This window comes from Pseudomonas sp. RT4P38 (assembly GCF_054897765.1).
This window is the reverse complement of sequence record NZ_CM142703.1, coordinates 611,416-629,229: the sequence shown is the minus strand read 5'-3', so window position 1 is coordinate 629,229 and position 17,814 is coordinate 611,416. Positions and strand designations below refer to the sequence as shown.

15 protein-coding genes are annotated in these 17,814 nt (G+C 59.9%); 8 read left to right on the top strand and 7 right to left on the bottom strand.

From position 1 onward, the window contains the following. Positions 1-5: 5 nt before the first annotated feature. Genes ACYZT7_RS02935 through ACYZT7_RS02920 form a run of 4 tightly spaced genes read right to left on the bottom strand, consistent with a single transcriptional unit; the run spans position 6 to position 2,780 of the window. On the bottom strand, positions 6-533 hold the full coding sequence (locus ACYZT7_RS02935) for a pilus assembly protein PilP (RefSeq protein WP_462039872.1): 528 nt from the start codon (positions 531-533) through the stop codon (positions 6-8). Continuing rightward, on the bottom strand, positions 530-1,153 hold the full coding sequence (gene pilO, locus ACYZT7_RS02930) for a type 4a pilus biogenesis protein PilO (protein ID WP_462039871.1): 624 nt from the start codon (positions 1,151-1,153) through the stop codon (positions 530-532). Before pilO ends, ACYZT7_RS02935 begins: the two co-directional genes overlap by 4 nt. Beyond that, positions 1,150-1,716: a PilN domain-containing protein gene (locus tag ACYZT7_RS02925; protein ID WP_462039870.1), complete on the bottom strand. Its 567-nt coding sequence runs from the start codon at positions 1,714-1,716 to the stop codon at positions 1,150-1,152. The genes pilO and ACYZT7_RS02925 overlap by 4 nt, the downstream gene beginning before the upstream one ends. After that, complete coding sequence (locus ACYZT7_RS02920; protein ID WP_462039869.1) at positions 1,716-2,780, bottom strand: pilus assembly protein PilM; 1,065 nt, start codon at positions 2,778-2,780, stop codon at positions 1,716-1,718. Before ACYZT7_RS02920 ends, ACYZT7_RS02925 begins: the two co-directional genes overlap by 1 nt. Positions 2,781-2,994: 214 nt before the next feature. Between ACYZT7_RS02920 and ACYZT7_RS02915 the strand changes: the two genes are divergently transcribed. Continuing rightward, on the top strand, positions 2,995-5,439 hold the full coding sequence (locus tag ACYZT7_RS02915; RefSeq protein ID WP_462039868.1) for a penicillin-binding protein 1A: 2,445 nt from the start codon (positions 2,995-2,997) through the stop codon (positions 5,437-5,439). 238 nt (positions 5,440-5,677) lie between these two features. Here the strand turns inward: ACYZT7_RS02915 and ACYZT7_RS02910 are convergent, their stop codons facing one another. The 3 genes from ACYZT7_RS02910 to rpmE all read right to left on the bottom strand — a co-directional run bounded on the left by ACYZT7_RS02910 (position 5,678) and on the right by rpmE (position 8,177). Further along, positions 5,678-6,946 (bottom strand): malic enzyme-like NAD(P)-binding protein, encoded by a 1,269-nt coding sequence (locus tag ACYZT7_RS02910; protein WP_449642738.1) that lies wholly within the window; start codon positions 6,944-6,946, stop codon positions 5,678-5,680. A 182-nt stretch (positions 6,947-7,128) separates the two neighbouring features. After that, complete coding sequence (locus ACYZT7_RS02905; protein WP_462039867.1) at positions 7,129-7,929, bottom strand: thermonuclease family protein; 801 nt, start codon at positions 7,927-7,929, stop codon at positions 7,129-7,131. A 14-nt stretch (positions 7,930-7,943) separates the two neighbouring features. Beyond that, positions 7,944-8,177, bottom strand: a complete 234-nt coding sequence (gene rpmE, locus ACYZT7_RS02900) for a 50S ribosomal protein L31 (protein ID WP_282379923.1) — start codon at positions 8,175-8,177, stop codon at positions 7,944-7,946. Between the two features lie 170 nt (positions 8,178-8,347). On the opposite strand from rpmE, the gene ACYZT7_RS02895 reads away from it, so the two are divergent. From ACYZT7_RS02895 to phaC, 7 genes are all read left to right on the top strand, one after another. After that, positions 8,348-10,567 carry a primosomal protein N' gene (locus ACYZT7_RS02895; protein WP_462039866.1) on the top strand — a complete coding sequence of 740 codons (2,220 nt, stop codon included), beginning with the start codon at positions 8,348-8,350 and terminating at the stop codon, positions 10,565-10,567. A gap of 239 nt (positions 10,568-10,806) precedes the next feature. After that, complete coding sequence (argS, locus tag ACYZT7_RS02890) at positions 10,807-12,543, top strand: arginine--tRNA ligase (protein ID WP_462039865.1); 1,737 nt, start codon at positions 10,807-10,809, stop codon at positions 12,541-12,543. A gap of 1 nt (position 12,544) precedes the next feature. Then, positions 12,545-13,249: an SPOR domain-containing protein gene (locus ACYZT7_RS02885; RefSeq protein WP_449642742.1), complete on the top strand. Its 705-nt coding sequence runs from the start codon at positions 12,545-12,547 to the stop codon at positions 13,247-13,249. Positions 13,250-13,481: 232 nt separating this feature from the next. After that, a complete protein-coding gene (gene hslV, locus ACYZT7_RS02880) occupies positions 13,482-14,012 on the top strand; it encodes an ATP-dependent protease subunit HslV (protein ID WP_007899242.1) in 531 nt (176 codons plus the stop codon). 55 nt (positions 14,013-14,067) lie between these two features. Then, complete coding sequence (gene hslU, locus ACYZT7_RS02875) at positions 14,068-15,411, top strand: ATP-dependent protease ATPase subunit HslU (RefSeq protein ID WP_462039864.1); 1,344 nt, start codon at positions 14,068-14,070, stop codon at positions 15,409-15,411. Between the two features lie 45 nt (positions 15,412-15,456). Then, entirely contained in the window at positions 15,457-15,837 is a 381-nt protein-coding gene (locus ACYZT7_RS02870) for a gamma-butyrobetaine hydroxylase family protein (RefSeq protein ID WP_462039863.1), read from the top strand. A 258-nt stretch (positions 15,838-16,095) separates the two neighbouring features. After that, positions 16,096-17,775: a class II poly(R)-hydroxyalkanoic acid synthase gene (phaC, locus tag ACYZT7_RS02865; protein ID WP_462039862.1), complete on the top strand. Its 1,680-nt coding sequence runs from the start codon at positions 16,096-16,098 to the stop codon at positions 17,773-17,775. Positions 17,776-17,814 lie beyond the last annotated feature (39 nt).

The window sequence follows — 17,814 nt, the reverse complement described above, 5'->3', positions numbered from 1 at the left end:
TTCCACTATGAGTGCTCTTTCAAAGGGATGGTCCGCGGCCGCTCCAGCCAGGCGCCTTGGCCGTCGGGAACGATTTCGACCACATCGACCTGCGAGCCGCTGATGGCGACGATCTGCCCATCGTTACGCCCCAGGTAATCGCCGACTTTCAACCGATGCACCCCACCCGCCCCGCGCACCAGCGCAAAGGAGCCGGTCGCATTGGCGATCGTTCCGACCATTTCAAACTGCTCGATGTTGAAACCTTCGAGGTACTGCTTGACCCGATCAGGGTCAGGTTTGACATTGCGTGAGCCGTGCTTCTGGCCAGCCAGATCAACTCTGATCTGTGGGGAAAACGGGCTTCGCAGGTTGGCGGCGTTGTAGGTGAATGTTGGGTAAGACCGAAATGTCGGCGTTGGTTCAATCTTGCCGGGCGCACGCAAACGCATTTCGTTCATGTAGGCGTCCAGGTCGCTGAAGTCATTGTCGCTGCCACAACCGGCCAGGCCGGCGACCAACACAACCATCGAAAAGCAACGAATCGGGCTCATTTTTGCTGCCCCTTGTCGTTGTAGCGGTAGGTCTTGGCAAGGATGCTCATGCGCAACTTCGGACCACCTTCCGGGTTGGCCGGCGCAAGGTCGAAGTCGTGCAGGGTGACAATCCGTGGCAGCCCGGCTACGCCGCTGACGAAGGTGGCCAAGTCGTGATAGGCACCGGTGACGGTGATCTGGATCGGCAACTCGATGTAGAACGGCTGCGTGACCTCTGGCAGCAGTTTGATCTCCTCGAATTCCAGGCCACTGCCCAGGCCGGTGCGAGTAATGTCCTCCAGCAGGCCCGGCACTTCGGTGTCACTGGGCAATTGCCGCAGCAGCACGCCAAAGGAGTTCTCCATTTGCTTCATCTGCTGGGTATACAGCTCCAGATTCGCCGCCATGTGGGCTTTGTTGGCGAATTGTTCCTTGAGGGTCGACTCTTCCTCGCGCTTGAGATCAAGGTGGCTCTGAAGGTCGCTGACGGAAAAACTGTAGCCCAGCGAAAGCACCAGGATCATCAGCAGAATGCCCGCCAGCGCCTTGATGGCTGGCGGCCAGGAACCCATGTTATTGGTGTCCAGGTCGTTGATGTCGATCTTGCGCAGTCCCTCAAACCATTCAGACGGAGTCATTGACCGCCCTCCGCAGCGGCTGGCTGAGTCTGACGAACGGTTAATTGAAAGACGTTGGCCTGGTCCAGCTGACCGGCAGTGGTCGCTTTGACTTCCGTCAAGGTCGGCGCATTGAACCAGTCCGACGCATCCAGATTACGCATCAGGTCCGAAACACGATTATTGGAGTCTGCCGCGCCGGTAATGGACAGGGTTTTGCCGGCCATTTTCACCTCGGTGAAATACACTCCCTCCGGCAAGGTACGCGCTAACTGATCGAAGATCCGCCCGCTGATTGGACGGTTGCCTTGCAGGTCCTGGATGATGCGCATGCGCTCGACCAGTTGCTGGCGACGAGCCTTCAAATCGCTGATCAGTTTAATCCGCTCGTCGACCACGGCAATCTGTTTTCCGATGTAGTCATTACGAGCAACTTGCCGATCGATGGCGCCATTGATGGCCTGGTTCGCGATCAGCACCGCGCCCACTGCCCCCACCATCACACCGACCAGCGCCAGCAAAAAGCGTTTGCGGCGTGCTTCACGCTGCTCTTCACGCCAGGGTAAAAGATTGATCCGCGCCATCAGTCGAAACTCCTGAGGGCCAGCCCGCAGGCGATCATCAGTGCCGGCGCATCGTTGGCCAGGGCTCCGGCGTTGACCTTGCTGCTCAGGGCCATGTCGGAGAAAGGGTTGGCCACTTGCGTCGGCGTGCCCAATCGCTGTTCGATCAACCGATCCAGCCCCGAAACCGACGCAGTACCCCCGGCCAGCAGGATGTGATCAACCTCGTTGTACTGACCGGAGGCGAAGAAAAACTGCAACGAACGGGACACCTGCTGCACCAGCGCATCGCGAAACGGCTGCAACACCTCGCTGACGTAATCGTCAGGCAAACCGCCCTGCTTCTTCGCCAACCCGGCCTGCTCAAGCGTCAGGCCATAACGTCGCTGGATTTCTTCCGTCAGTTGGCGACCGCCGAACAATTGCTCGCGGGTGTAGATGATTCGTCCCTTGTGCAGCACGCTCAGGGTGGTCATGGTCGCACCGATGTCGACCACCGCTACTGTCAGACGCTCCTGAGAAGTAGCCAGTTGCCCCGCCAGCAAACCGTAAGTACGCTCCAGCGCATAGGCCTCGACGTCAACCACGCGCGCCGTCAACCCGGCCAGGGCCAGGGCCGCTTCCCGGACCTCGACGTTTTCCTTGCGACAGGCGGCCAGCAGCACATTGACTCGGTCGGGGTTGCGCGCGGAAACACCCTGGACCTCAAAGTCGATGGCCACTTCGTCCAATGGATAAGGGATGTACTGATCGGCCTCGATCTTCAGCTGGTTTTCCATTTCGTCGTCGGAAAGACCGGCATCCATCTCGATGGTCTTGGTGATCACCGCCGAACCGGCCACAGCCACAGCCACGTTCTTGAGACTGGTTTTGGCCTTGAGCAACACGCGCGCGAGTGCCTGCCCCACGCCTTCGAGTTCGGCGATATTTTTCTCGACCACCGCGTTGGCGGGCAAAGGCTCCACCGCATAGGCTTCGACCCGATAGCGGTCGCCCCGGCGGCTTAGCTCCAGAAGCTTTACCGACGTGGAGCTGATGTCGATCCCCAGAAGCGTATTGGCCTTTTTATTGAAGAGTCCTAGCACTAGCAATTCCCTATGACTATCCGTGTCTTACGGACTCTGTAATATCAGTTGCGTTCAAACCACCCGTCTTGACAGCAGCGCAAATGACGCCCTCGACGGAAAAATGCTTATAATGCCCAGCGTTTTTTTCCGGTTTTTACTTCAAGCGCGGGTCGTTCCCTGTTATCTGAACCCTGATGCCTCATTCATTCTTTGCCCTGGATGTCCAAAAGCCTTGATTCGTCTGCTGAAATTTTTCGGATGGTCCATCGTCGCCGTTTTCTGCGGACTGCTCCTCGGTCTTAGCGGCGCGTTTCTCTACCTTAGTCCGGGATTACCGTCCGTGGAGGCGCTGAGAAGCATTCAGTTGCAGATCCCTTTGCGGGTGTACAGCAGCGACAACAAGTTGATCGCAGAATTTGGCGAAATGCGCCGCACACCGATCCGTTTCGCCGACATTCCCCCCAATTTCATTAATGCGTTACTAAGTGCTGAAGACGACAACTTCGCCAACCACTACGGCGTCGACCCTGGCAGCCTGATGCGCGCGGCCACCCAGTTGGTAAAAAGCGGACACATCCAGTCCGGCGGCAGCACCATCACCATGCAGGTGGCGAAGAACTTCTTCCTGACCAGCGAACGCAGCTTCTCGCGCAAAACCACCGAAATTCTCCTGGCCTTGCAGATCGAACGGCAGCTGACCAAGGACGAGATCCTCGAGCTCTACGTCAACAAGATCTATCTGGGCAACCGCGCCTACGGCATCGAAGCCGCCGCACAAGTTTATTACGGCAAATCGATTCGTGACGTCAGCCTGGCGCAGATGGCGATGATCGCCGGCCTGCCAAAAGCCCCTTCGCGCTTTAACCCCCTGGCCAACCCGACCCGCAGCAAGGAACGTCGCGACTGGATCCTTGGGCGCATGTACAAGCTCGGCAAGATCACCGAAGCCGACTACACCACGGCGATCAACGAACCTCTGAACGCCATCTATCACGTGCCGACCCCGGAAGTGAATGCACCGTACATCGCTGAAATGGCCCGCGCCGAAATGGTCGGTCGTTATGGCAGCGACGCGTATACCGAGGGTTTCCGCGTCACCACCACGGTGCCAAGCAACCTCCAGGAAATGGCCAACACCGCGGTCCACGAAGGTTTGATGACCTACGACCAGCGTCATGGTTATCGCGGCCCGGAGTCGCGCCTACCGGGCAAGACTCGCGAGGCCTGGACAACCGAGCTGACCAAGCAGCGCACCATCAGCAGCCTTGAGCCTGCCATCGTCACCCAGGTCGACAAGACCGGCCTACAAGTGTTGACCCGTACCGGTGACGAACACGTCGGTTGGGACAGCATGAAATGGGCGCGTCCGTTCCTGAACACCAACAGCATGGGTGCCAATCCGAAGCAGCCGTCGGACGTCGCCCAGGTCGGCGACCTGATTCGGGTACACCGTCAGCCAGACAATTCACTGAAATTCAGCCAGATCCCGCAGGCTCAGGGCGCACTGGTTTCCCTCGACCCGCAGAACGGTGCCATTCGTTCCCTGGTCGGCGGTTTCGCCTTTGAACAGAGCAACTACAACCGCGCGATGCAGGCCAAGCGCCAGCCGGGATCGAGCTTCAAGCCGTTCGTCTACAGTGCCGCGCTGGATAACGGCTACACCGCCGCCAGCCTGGTGAACGATGCACCGATCGTGTTCGTCGACGAGTACCTGGACAAGGTCTGGCGTCCGAAGAACGACACCAACACCTTCCTCGGCCCGATCCGTATGCGTGAAGCGCTCTACAAGTCGCGCAATCTGGTGTCGATCCGCTTGCTGCAGGCGCTGGGCGTCGACCGCACCATTGATTACATCAGCAAGTTCGGCTTCAACAAGCAGGACTTGCCACGCAACTTGTCCCTGGCCCTGGGCACCGCGACACTGACGCCAATGGAAATCGCCACTGGCTGGAGCACCTTCGCCAATGGCGGCTACAAGATCACCCCCTACATCATCGACAAGATCGAAAGCCGCAATGGCGACACGCTGTTCGTCGCCAACCCGCCGAGCGTCCCGAAAGGCGACGTCGCCACCGACGGCATCGCCGCCCCTGTCGCGGCCAACGCCTTCACCGTCAACACAACCCCGGGCGAAACCCTGACTGCCCAGCCAGCGCCGCAAACGCCGGCCGTGGCCGAGCGCATCGTCGATGGCCGCACCACCTACATCCTCAACAGCATGCTCGAGGACGTGATCAAACTCGGCACCGGCCGCCGCGCCCTGGCCTTGGGCCGCAGCGACATTGCGGGCAAGACCGGTACGACCAACGAGTCCAAGGACGCCTGGTTCTCGGGTTACAACGCCGATTATGTAACGACCGTCTGGACCGGTTTCGACCAGCCTGAAAGCCTGGGTCGCAAGGAGTTCGGCGGCACCGTCGCCCTGCCGATCTGGATGAGCTACATGGGCGCCGCACTCAAAGACATGCCGCCCCATACACAGCAAGAGCCGGAAGGCATCCTCAGCCTGCGAGTCGACCCGATTAGCGGCCGTGCAGCCACCCCAGGCACGCCAGGCGCCTACTTCGAGCTGTTCAAGGCCGAAGACACGCCACCGTCGGTGAATGAGCTGGGCAACGGCACTGCGCCGGGCAGCCCACTGCCTGCGGATGAAGCGGCGCCGATCGATTTGTTCTGATCACCTGAAGCTGCAAAAAGCCCCGCCTTCGAAAGAAGAGCGGGGCTTTTTATTTGTGTTGCCTGTCAGGCCTCATCGCGAGCAAGCTCGCTCCCACATTGGATTTGTGAACGATGCAAAACCCTGTGGGAGCGAGCTTGCTCGCGATGAGGCCATTACTGCCGCTGCAAAACTCCCAGACATAAAAAAGCCCCGACTCAATAAGAGCCGGGGCCTTTGATTGAAGCGCTACAACGACTTAGCCGTTGAACACGTCATCCACGCTTTTCAGCGGGTAGTTCTTCGGATACGGCAGGGTCGCTACGCCGGTCTCGATTGCGGCCTTGGCCACAGCATCGGAGATCAGGGTGATCAGACGGGCATCCATTGGCTTCGGAATGATGTACTCACGACCGAATTCCAGTTTGATACCGCCGTAGGCGTCGCACACTTCCTGAGGAACCGGCAGCTTGGCCAGCTCACGCAGAGCGTTGGCGGCAGCCACTTTCATTTCTTCGTTGATGCGCTTGGCGCGAACGTCCAGGGCACCACGGAAGATGAACGGGAAGCCCAACACGTTGTTGACCTGGTTCGGGTAGTCCGAACGGCCGGTGGCCATGATCACGTCGTCACGGGTGGCGTGAGCCAGTTCCGGGGAAATTTCCGGATCAGGGTTGGAGCACGCGAACACGATCGGGTTGGCCGCCATGGATTTCAGGCCTTCAGCGCTCAGCAGGTTCGGGCCGGACAGGCCCACGAACACGTCAGCACCGGTCAGGGCGTCAGCCAGGGTGCGCTTGTCGGTCGCGTGAGCGAAGACAGCCTTGTACTGGTTTAGGTCGTCACGGCCGGAGTGGATCACGCCGGTACGGTCAACCATGTAGATGTTTTCGATGTTGGCACCCATGCTCACTAGCAATTTCATGCAGGAGATGGCGGCCGCACCGGCGCCCAGGCAGACGATCTTGGCGTCAGCGAGGGTTTTGCCAGCGATTTCCAGGGCGTTGATCATGCCGGCCGCCGTAACGATCGCGGTGCCGTGCTGGTCATCGTGGAATACCGGAATGTCGCACTGCTCGATCAGAGCGCGTTCGATCTCAAAGCACTCAGGTGCCTTGATGTCTTCCAGGTTGATGCCACCGAAGGTGATGGAGATGCGCTTGACGGTGTCGATGAAGGCTTGCGGGCTTTCGGAATCGACTTCGATGTCGAATACGTCAATGCCGGCGAAGCGCTTGAACAGCACACCTTTACCTTCCATCACTGGCTTGGAAGCCAATGGGCCGAGGTTACCCAGGCCGAGAATTGCGGTGCCATCGGAAATGACTGCAACCAGGTTGCCCTTGCCGGTGTATTTGTAGGCCAGTTCAGGATCGCGGGCGATTTCGCGTACTGGTTCGGCTACGCCGGGGCTGTAGGCCAGCGACAGATCGCGGGCGGTAGCGGTGGCCTTGGTGAGCTCGACACTCAGCTTCCCTGGACGAGGATGGGCGTGATATTCGAGAGCGGCAGTTTTCAAATCAGACATGTGGGCATTCCGCTTTTTACTGTTGGACAGACGGACCGCCGAGGATACGCGTGTCGTAAAGTCCCCACAAGACTGACCAGTCACCCCTGTCAAGCACCCAGCCCTACGACTTTGGACCAAGAGCCGCGGAACACAAGGGACAGACTGTTCACAATCTACAGAAAAAATGTCTACAGCTTTTCTCATGGCGCCGCTTGCAGCATCGCCGGGGCGGTCAATGGCAGAAGCCAGCGCGCCTGCCCTTGTTTAAGTCCACCGCGCCGCGAACGGTCCAGCAACCAGCCACGCGCCTCAATCTGTTTGCCCTTCAGCCGCTCAAGCGTCGCAACATCGAACTGCCCCAACAGATTGGGTGCAACGCGCAATACAACCGAATCCTGCAACTCGATCCAAACCCCACCGCGATTGCGCTGAACCTTGCTCACACGACCGCTGAGCACAGTGAAACCAGACGTGCTGATCTGCTCCGCTTTCAGTACAGGAGATTGGCGCCACAACCCGAGTCCGGCCTGACGGGCACTGTGTTCCGCCGCTTGCTGGCAGTCGACCAACTCGACATTCGGCGCGACCGCCACCTGAAAACCGAGCCCTTCTGCGAGCATCTGCGCTTCGAGGTTGGCGCCGTCAGCGCTGTAGACATGGGCCAGCGTGCGACCGTAATGATCTTTGCTCTCTTTGCCGGGCAGTAAACCGACCCGTCCGTCGCTGGCGGCCACCAGCGCTTCCAGGCGTTGGCGCGCGGTCACCGCGAACGGCTCGTCGGAGCGGCCTTTCTTGCCCAGCTCCGGCGTATTCAAACCGATCATGCGCACGCTGCGGCCATCGCTCAGGCGCAGCGTGTCACCATCCACCACCCGCTGCACCGCGACGGATGTCAGCCCGCTCGGCACCGGACAGAAGGCCTGAGCACCAGAGAGCCAAATCGCGGACACAAAAAAGGCGCCCGCAAGGGACGCCTTTTTCATCAGCAAGGAAAAGCCCATCGGGCTTTGCAACCTTACTCTGCAGCAGCAGGAGCTTTGGCTTTGCCAAAAGCACCGAAACGGTCTGCGAAGCGCTGTACACGGCCGCCAGTATCCAGAGTCTTCTGCTTACCGGTGTAGAACGGGTGGCACTCGTTGCATACGTCAGTACCCAGTGGCTTGCACAGGTTCGAACGAGTTTCGAACTTGTTGCCGCAGCTGCAAGTTACTGCGATGGTTTCGTACGCTGGATGGATATCGGCTTTCATGGTGTATTCCTCAGGCTAGCGTGCCGCCACTCAACACTATTGTTGAATACCGCACGTAATTAGGCCGCGGATTCTACCAGACCTTTGCAATCACGCAAGCTGTCGCTTAAACCAGTCGTCTGCTAGGCTCCCGGCCTTCTTCATCGCCCCATCATCGAGAAAACAACCGCGTGCCCGACGCCATATTGCGCCTCGCCCTGCCTTCGCCCCTGCGCCGCCTGTTCGATTACCGTGCCCCGGCCGGGGTCCTGCGCGCCCAGTTGCAACCAGGCATGCGCCTGCGGGTGCCGTTCGGCCGACGGGAGATGATCGGCATTCTGATCGAGGTCACCGACACCAGCGAAGTGCCGGTCGAAAAGCTCAAACCGGCTCTGGCACTGCTCGATGCCACAGCGCCACTGCCGCCGGCGCTGTTCAAACTGTGCCTGTGGACGTCTCAGTATTATCAGCACAGTCTCGGTGACACCTTGAGCTGGGCGCTGCCGGTGTTGCTGCGCCAGGGCGAACTGGCCGAAGCACGGCAGGAGCGCTTCTGGTCCGCCGCGCCGGGCGCCAGCCTTGATGACCCGCGCATCGCTCGCGCCCCGCGTCAACGTGAGGCCCTGGCGACACTGGCCCAGCATCCCCATGGCGTCGCCCATCAGTTGTTGAGCAAACTGATGCTGAGCAAGGACAGCCTGGACTTGCTGCTGGCCAAGGATCTGGTGCAAGTCGAAATCCGCAAGCACGCCCCCGGCGCCCGCCACGAACACTGGCTGGCGCAGCCGGAGTTGCCACTCAACCCGGAGCAACGCGCCGCTTATGAGGCGATTCGCGCTGGGTTCGACAGTTATCACGCCTTCCTGCTGGCCGGCGTTACCGGCAGCGGCAAGACCGAAGTCTATTTGCAGTTGATCCGCGAAACCCTTGAGGCCGGCAAACAAGCACTGGTGCTGATCCCGGAGATCAACCTCGGCCCGCAGACCCTGGCGCGCTTCGAGCAGCGCTTCAATGCACGCATCGCGCTGATCCACTCGTCGGTCAATGATCGAGAACGCCTCGAAGCCTGGCTCGCCGCCCGGGACGGTGACGCCGACATTATTATCGGCACCCGTTCGGCGCTGTTCACACCGATGAAGAACCCCGGCCTGATCATCATCGATGAAGAGCACGACGGTTCCTATAAACAGCAGGAAGGCTTGCGCTATCACGCCCGCGACCTGGCATTGGTCCGCGCCCGCCAGGAAAACATCCCGATTGTCCTCGGTTCCGCCACGCCTTCGCTGGAAAGCCTGCACAACGCCTACACCGGCCGTTATGGCCTTCTGCGATTAAACGAGCGCGCTGGTGGCGCCAAACAGCCGCGATTTCTGCGCCTGGACGTAAAAAGCCGTCCGCTGGACAGCGGCATTTCCGGGCCGATGCAGCAAGCCATCGGTCAGACACTGGCCGCGGGCCAACAAGTATTGGTGTTCCTTAACCGTCGCGGTTTTGCGCCGACCTTGCTGTGTCACGACTGCGGCTGGATGTCCGAGTGCCAGCGCTGCGATGCGCGCATGACCGTGCACCAGCGCTCCGGTGAGTTGCGCTGCCACCATTGCGGCTACGTTGAACGCGTACCCCGGCATTGTCCGAAATGCGGCAAGGTCGATTTGCGGCCAGTGGGCGCCGGCACCGAGCGCGCCGAAGAGCGATTGGGGATTTTGTTTCCGGATGTCCCGGTGCTGCGGGTCGACCGCGACAGCACCTCGCGCAAGGACGCGATGAATCAGCTGTTCGCGACCATCCAGAAAGGCCAACCGTGCATTCTGGTCGGCACGCAGATGCTTGCCAAAGGGCATCACTTCCCACGGGTGACGCTGGTGTCGATTCTCGATGCCGATGGCGGGCTGTTTTCCGGCGACTTCCGCGCCAGCGAGCGCATGGCGCAACTGATCGTCCAGGTTGCCGGGCGTGCGGGACGCGCTGAAGAACCGGGCAAGGTGATTATCCAGACGCATCTGGCCGACCATCCGCTGCTGGTGCAATTGACTGAACAGGGTTACTTCGCCTTTGCCGAACAGGCCTTGAGCGAACGTCGCTCGGCGGGTCTACCGCCGTTTGCGCACCTGGCATTGCTGCGGGCTGAAGCGCACAAACCGGGGCAGGCCGAAGGCTTTCTCGATGAGGCGTGCAGCGAGGCCGAGCGCTTGCTGGCCGAACAGAATTTGACCGGCATCGAGTTACTCGGGCCGGTGCCGGCACCGATGGAACGCCGGGCCGGGCGTTATCGTGCGCAGTTGTTGTTGCAAGCGACGGCTCGGGCGCCGCTGCATCGACTATTAAGCAGCTGGTTGCTGGTGCTGGAGCAGATGCCGAGTGGGCGGGCGGTGCGTTGGTCGTTGGATGTTGATCCAGTCGATCTGTATTGATTTAGAGTTCGCCATCGCGAGCAAGCTCGCTCCCACATTGGGTCTGTGGTGTTCATTGGTTTTGTGATCGACGCACATCCCCTGTGGGAGCGAGCTTGCTCGCGATGGGGCCCGATTTGTCACCACATATCCATAACCTGCCCGCTATAGTTGGCAAGCCCGTCTTCGCAACGGATAATGCCCAGTTTTTCCACCAGCGCATCGAAGCGCCGCCGCGCTTGCGGTCGAAAGAGAACACCATGAAAGACACCATTCGCCAGCTGATCCAACAAGCCATCACCCAACTCGTCAACGAAGGTGTGTTGCCTGAAGGCCTGTCGCCGGCGATCCAGGTGGAAAACTCCCGTGACAAGACTCACGGCGACTTCGCCAGCAACATCGCGATGATGCTGGCCAAGCCGGCCGGCATGAAACCGCGTGACCTGGCGGAGAAAATAATCGCCGCGCTGCCGGCTGACGAAAACGTCACCAAGACCGAAATCGCCGGTCCCGGCTTCCTGAATTTCTTCCAGAACACCCAAGCCCTGGCGACTCGCCTGGACGCCGCCCTGACAGACGCTCACATCGGCGTGCGCAAGGCCGGCCCGGTGCTGCGCACCGTCGTCGACCTGTCGGCACCGAACCTGGCCAAAGAGATGCACGTCGGCCATTTGCGCTCGACCATCATCGGCGATGGCGTGGCCCGCGTTCTGGAGTTCCTCGGCGACGAAGTCATCCGTCAGAACCACGTCGGCGACTGGGGCACCCAGTTCGGCATGCTGATGGCGTATCTGCAGGAAAACCCGATCACCAGCGATGAGCTGTCGGACCTGGAAAACTTCTACCGCGCCGCCAAGCAACGCTTTGACGAATCCGAAGAGTTCGCCGACCGCGCCCGTGGTCTGGTGGTCAAATTGCAGGCCGGCGACCCGGACTGCCTGGCGCTGTGGACCAAGTTCAAAGACATCTCGCTGTCGCACTGCCAGAAAATCTACGAACTGCTGAACGTCAAACTGACCATGGCCGACGTGATGGGCGAAAGCGCCTACAACGACGACCTGATCAACGTGGTCAACGACCTCAAGGCCGCCGGCCTGCTGGTCGAAAGTAACGGCGCCCAGTGCGTGTTCCTCGACGAGTTCAAGAATGCCGACGGCGACCCGCTGCCGGTGATCATCGTCAAGGCCGACGGCGGCTACCTCTACGCCACCACCGACCTCGCGGCCGTGCGTTACCGCAGTGGCAAGTTGAAGGCTGATCGCGCGCTCTACTTCGTCGACCAGCGTCAGGCCCTGCACTTCCAGCAAGTGTTCCAGGTCGCGCGCCTGGCCGGCTTCGTGACGCACCCGATGGAAATGGAACACATGGGCTTCGGCACCATGAACGGTAAAGATGGCCGCCCATTCAAAACCCGTGATGGCGGCACCGTGAAGCTGATCGACCTGCTGACCGAAGCTCAGGAACGCGCCTACACCTTGGTGAAGGACAAGAACCCGGAGCTGGCCGATGACGAGTTGCGCAACATCGCCAAGGTCGTGGGCATTGGCGCGGTGAAATACGCCGACCTGTCCAAGCATCGCACCAGCGACTACAGCTTCAACTTCGACCTGATGCTGAACTTCGAAGGCAACACTGCACCGTACTTGCTGTACGCCTACACCCGCGTGGCCGGTGTGTTCCGCAAACTCGGCAAGGACTTCAGCGAAGTCGAAGGCCAGATCGTCCTCGAAGCGGCGCACGAACACGAACTGGCGGCGAAGCTCGCGCAGTTCGGCGAAGTGCTGAACAACGTTTCCGACAAGGGCACGCCGCACATCCTCTGCACGTACCTGTACGATGTCGCCGGCCTGTTCTCCAGCTTCTACGAGAACTGCCCGATCCTCAGTGCCGACACTCCGGCGCAAATGCAGAGCCGTTTGCGCCTCGCCGCGCTGACCGGCCGCACTCTCAAGCAAGGCCTGGAACTCTTGGGTCTGGAAACTCTGGAGCGTATGTAAGTTGGCTGCCAAGAAAAAACCTGCACCCAAGCGTGGCGCCAGCCGTTACCAAGCTCCTGCAAAGCAACCGATCCCGGGTTGGCTGTGGATGGCCATCGGCCTGACGGTCGGCGCATTCATTGTGTTCCTGATGAAGCTGGAGCCAGGCAAGGGCAGCGAGAGCGTCAAGCGCGAGAGGATCGAGCAACAGAAGGCCAAAATCGCCGAGGCCAACAAGACCCCGCCGAGCCCGACGCAACCGGTGAAGCCGAAGTACGACTTCTACACCCTGCTGCCAGAATCGGAAGTCATCGTACCGCCGGATGCCGTGCCGGAGAAAACCCTGCCGACGCCGCAAGTGCCAGCCATTCCGACGACGCCGGTCACGCCAGAGCAAGCGGCGAAGATCGATACCGCGCGGGCTCAGGCCGCACTGGCCGGGATCACTCCGCCGCCAGCGCCACCGGTGTCCAAAGCGGCGCCAGTGACCAAGTTCTTCCTGCAGGCCGGTTCGTTCCGCAAGGAGGCTGACGCGGACAAAGTTCGGGCGCAGATCATTTTGCTCGGCCAGGCAGTGGCGGTTGAGTCCGGCACCGTGAAGGACGAGACCTGGTATCGGGTATTGGTCGGACCGTTCAGCAACCGCGAACAGCTGACTACGGCCCAGAAGCAACTGGCTGGAAGCGGGTTCAGCAACCTGTTGTTACAACAACGCCAAAGCCGCTGATTCCACCAGAAACACCGCGTCATCGTTCTTCGCGGGCAAGCCTCGCTCCTACGGGATTTACGCATTTCCCTGTAGGAGCGAGGCTTGCCCGCGAAGGCGCCAGAACAAACAATACGCCCTTCCCTGCCAAACACCGCTCGTCCCCTCCCCCTTCCTGCAGTTGAAAAACGCTCCACCACCCCCATATGAGTTGGCATAAGGCATTTTCGCCCCGCTGCGTGGAGACTCTCCCTTGACCACCATCGTTTCAGTTCGCCGCCACGGCAAAGTCGTCATGGGCGGCGACGGCCAGGTTTCTCTCGGCAATACCGTGATGAAAGGCAACGCGAAGAAAGTTCGCCGCCTGTACCACGGCCAGGTAATCGCCGGTTTTGCCGGGGCCACCGCTGACGCCTTCACCCTCTTCGAGCGTTTCGAAGGCCAGCTTGAGAAACATCAAGGGCACCTGGTTCGCGCCGCCGTCGAACTCGCCAAAGAATGGCGCACAGACCGTTCCCTCAGCCGCCTCGAAGCCATGCTCGCGGTCGCGAACAAAGATGCCTCTCTGATCATCACCGGCAACGGCGACGTGGTCGAACCTGAAGAAGGTCTGATCGCCATGGGCTCCGGTGGCGGTTACGCCCAGGCCGCCGCCAGCGCGCTGCTGAAAAAAACCGATCTGTCGGCCCGCGAAATCGTCGAAACCGCCCTCGGCATCGCCGGCGACATCTGTGTATTTACCAACCACACCTTCACCATTGAGGAGCAGGACCTCGCTGAGTAAGCCTGTTTTGGCCACCACGCCACGGCTCACTTTTACTTGAGGACCGCCAATTACTATGTCCATGACTCCCCGTGAAATCGTCCACGAACTCAATCGCCATATCATCGGCCAGGACGATGCCAAGCGCGCCGTCGCCATCGCGCTGCGTAACCGCTGGCGCCGGATGCAGCTGCCTGAAGAGCTGCGCGTTGAAGTGACCCCCAAGAACATCCTGATGATCGGCCCGACCGGTGTCGGTAAAACCGAGATTGCTCGTCGTCTGGCCAAACTGGCCAACGCGCCGTTCATCAAAGTTGAAGCGACCAAGTTCACCGAAGTCGGTTATGTCGGCCGCGACGTTGAATCGATCATTCGTGACCTGGCTGACGCGGCGATCAAACTGTTGCGCGAACAGGAAATGACCAAGGTTCGCCACCGCGCCGAAGACGCCGCCGAAGAACGCATCCTCGACGCCCTGCTGCCACCGGCACGCATGGGCTTCAGCAGCAACGACGACGCCGCACCGTCGGCCGACTCCAACACCCGGCAGCTGTTCCGCAAGCGTCTGCGCGAAGGTCAGCTGGATGACAAGGAAATTGAAATCGAAGTCGCCGAAGTGACCGGCGTCGATATCTCCGCGCCACCGGGCATGGAGGAGATGACCAACCAGCTGCAGAGCCTGTTCGCCAATATGGGCAAGGGCAAAAAGAAAAGTCGCAAGATCAAGGTCAAGGAAGCGCTGAAACTGGTGCGTGACGAAGAGGCCGGCCGCCTGGTCAACGAAGAAGAGTTGAAGGCCAAGGCGCTGGAAGCCGTCGAGCAGCACGGCATCGTGTTCATCGACGAAATCGACAAGGTCGCCAAGCGCGGCAACTCGGGTGGCATCGACGTGTCCCGTGAAGGCGTGCAGCGCGACCTGCTGCCGCTGATCGAAGGTTGCACCGTCAACACCAAACTGGGCATGGTCAAGACCGACCACATCCTGTTCATCGCATCCGGTGCGTTCCACCTCAGCAAGCCGAGCGATCTGGTTCCTGAGCTGCAAGGTCGTCTGCCAATTCGTGTCGAGCTCAAGGCGCTGACGCCTGAAGATTTCGAGCGCATTCTCAGCGAACCGCATGCGTCACTCACCGAGCAGTATTGCGCACTGCTGAAAACCGAAGGCCTGGTTATCGAGTTCCAGCCGGACGGTATCAAGCGTATTGCCGAGATCGCCTGGCAGGTCAACGAGAAGACCGAGAATATCGGTGCCCGTCGCCTGCACACGCTGCTTGAGCGTCTGCTCGAAGAGGTATCGTTCAGCGCCGGTGATCTGGCCAGTGCCCACGACGACAAAGCGATCGTGATCGACGCCGATTACGTCAACAGCCACTTGGGCGAATTGGCGCAGAACGAAGACCTGTCCCGTTATATCCTGTAGGTCTCATTCTCTACATGGCAGGGCCGCTTGCGGCCCTGAACCAAAATGACGACCCAACTCCCCACCGATATCAAACTGCACAAAGCCTCGAAAACCCTGTCACTGAAATACGCGTCCGGCGAGGAATATCACCTGCCTGCCGAGTTCCTGCGCGTGCATTCTCCTTCCGCCGAAGTCCAGGGCCACGGCAAACCTATCCTGCAATTTGGCAAGATCGCCGTAGGACTGACCAAGGTCGAACCGGCCGGTCAGTACGCACTGAAATTGACCTTCGACGACGGCCACGACAGCGGCCTGTTCACCTGGGAATATCTGTACCAGTTGGGCGTGCGCCAAGAGGATCTCTGGAACGATTATCTTGCCGAGCTCAAAGCCGCCGGAAAAACCCGCGACCCGAACCAATCCATCGTCAAGCTGATGCTCTAGCTCGGGCCTCTCGCTCTTTAGAGGGCATTTTCTAATTCCATCTGTTTGAATGCTCGGCTTCCGGGTCGACGATTGGCCTGCTTGCGAAAAAAATTAAACTCGGGTAACCAATGGAACTGGCAAGTTCCCTGCAGTGCTCTCTGCGATAAAAAGCAGCGATGCAGAATTAACGGTCACCCTAGCAGTAGTACCTGGCATTTGCCGTGTGAATGCACAGCTGGGACCAGGTACTCGCCTCAGGACAATGGAGCGTCGTAGATGAGTAACAAGAATAGCGATGACTTGAAGTATCAAGCCTCGGAAAACACCTTGGGGCTGAATCCTGTCGTTGGGCTGCGTGGAAAGGATTTACTGGCTTCTGCTCGAATGGTGCTAAGGCAGGCCATCCGACAACCGATTCACAGCGCCAGGCATGTCGCCCATTTCGGTCTTGAACTTAAGAATGTGTTGTTCGGCAAATCCGAGCTTCTACCGACAAGCGATGACCGTCGCTTCGCCGATCCGGCCTGGAGCCAGAACCCGCTCTACAAACGTTATTTGCAAACTTACCTGGCGTGGCGCAAGGAACTCCACGACTGGATCGGCGACAGCAACCTCTCGCCCAAGGACGTCGCACGCGGGCATTTCGTGATCAACCTCATGACCGAAGCCATGGCCCCGACCAACAGTGCGGCCAACCCGGCGGCGGTCAAACGTTTCTTCGAAACCGGCGGCAAAAGCCTGCTCGACGGCCTGGCCCATCTGGCCAAGGACCTTGTGCACAACGGCGGTATGCCGAGCCAGGTCAACATGGGCGCGTTCGAGGTCGGCAAGAGCCTGGGCGTCACCGAAGGCGCGGTGGTGTTTCGCAATGACGTGCTGGAGTTGATCCACTATCGGCCGACCACCGAGCAGGTGTACGAGCGCCCACTGTTGGTGGTGCCACCACAGATCAACAAGTTCTATGTTTTCGACCTTAGCCCGGACAAGAGCCTGGCGCGTTTCTGCCTGCGCAACAATGTACAGACGTTCATTGTCAGCTGGCGCAACCCGACCAAGGAGCAGCGCGAGTGGGGCCTGTCGACCTACATCGAAGCGCTCAAGGAGGCGGTCGACGTGGTCACTGCGATCACCGGCAGCAAAGACGTGAACATGCTTGGCGCCTGCTCCGGTGGCATCACCTGCACCGCCCTGCTGGGCCACTACGCCGCGATCGGTGAGAACAAGGTCAACGCCCTGACGCTGCTGGTCAGCGTGCTGGACACCACTCTGGACAGCGACGTGGCACTGTTCGTCGACGAACAGACCCTCGAATCCGCCAAGCGTCACTCCTATCAGGCCGGTGTCCTGGAAGGACGCGACATGGCGAAAGTCTTCGCCTGGATGCGTCCCAACGACCTGATCTGGAACTACTGGGTCAACAACTACCTGCTGGGCAACGAGCCACCGGTTTTCGACATCCTGTTCTGGAACAACGACACCACAAGGCTGCCCGCAGCGTTCCACGGCGACCTGATCGAGTTGTTCAAAACCAACCCTCTGATCCGTCCTGATGCACTGGAAGTGTGCGGCACACCGATCAATCTGAAGCAGGTCACTGCCGACATCTTCTCCCTGGCCGGCACCAACGACCACATCACCCCGTGGAAGTCCTGCTACAAGTCGGCGCAACTGTTCGGTGGCAAGGTCGAATTCGTGCTGTCCAGCAGCGGGCATATCCAGAGCATTCTGAACCCGCCGGGCAATCCGAAATCGCGCTACATGACCAGCACCGAGATGCCGGTCAAGGCTGAGGACTGGCAAGAAAATTCCACCAAGCACACCGATTCCTGGTGGCTGCACTGGCAGGCATGGCAAGCCGAGCGTTCGGGCAAGCTGAAGAAGTCTCCGGGCAGTTTGGGCAACAAGGCTTATCCGGCGGGCGAAGCTGCACCGGGTACTTATGTACATGAGCGCTAACTGATACCTGTGGGAGCGAGCTTGCTCCCACAGTAAAGA

Excerpts from the sequence above, each read along its gene's own strand:
- ACYZT7_RS02935 (WP_462039872.1), bottom strand. The coding sequence starts at position 533 with ATGAGCCCGATTCGTTGCTTTTCGATGGTTGTGTTGGTCGCCGGCCTG.
- pilO (WP_462039871.1), bottom strand. The coding sequence starts at position 1,153 with ATGACTCCGTCTGAATGGTTTGAGGGACTGCGCAAGATCGACATCAAC.
- ACYZT7_RS02925 (WP_462039870.1), bottom strand. The coding sequence starts at position 1,716 with ATGGCGCGGATCAATCTTTTACCCTGGCGTGAAGAGCAGCGTGAAGCA.
- ACYZT7_RS02910 (WP_449642738.1), bottom strand. The coding sequence starts at position 6,946 with ATGTCTGATTTGAAAACTGCCGCTCTCGAATATCACGCCCATCCTCGT.
- ACYZT7_RS02905 (WP_462039867.1), bottom strand. The coding sequence starts at position 7,929 with ATGGGCTTTTCCTTGCTGATGAAAAAGGCGTCCCTTGCGGGCGCCTTT.
- rpmE (WP_282379923.1), bottom strand. The coding sequence starts at position 8,177 with ATGAAAGCCGATATCCATCCAGCGTACGAAACCATCGCAGTAACTTGC.
- argS (WP_462039865.1), top strand. The coding sequence starts at position 10,807 with ATGAAAGACACCATTCGCCAGCTGATCCAACAAGCCATCACCCAACTC.
- hslU (WP_462039864.1), top strand. The coding sequence starts at position 14,068 with ATGTCCATGACTCCCCGTGAAATCGTCCACGAACTCAATCGCCATATC.
- ACYZT7_RS02870 (WP_462039863.1), top strand. The coding sequence starts at position 15,457 with ATGACGACCCAACTCCCCACCGATATCAAACTGCACAAAGCCTCGAAA.
- phaC (WP_462039862.1), top strand. The coding sequence starts at position 16,096 with ATGAGTAACAAGAATAGCGATGACTTGAAGTATCAAGCCTCGGAAAAC.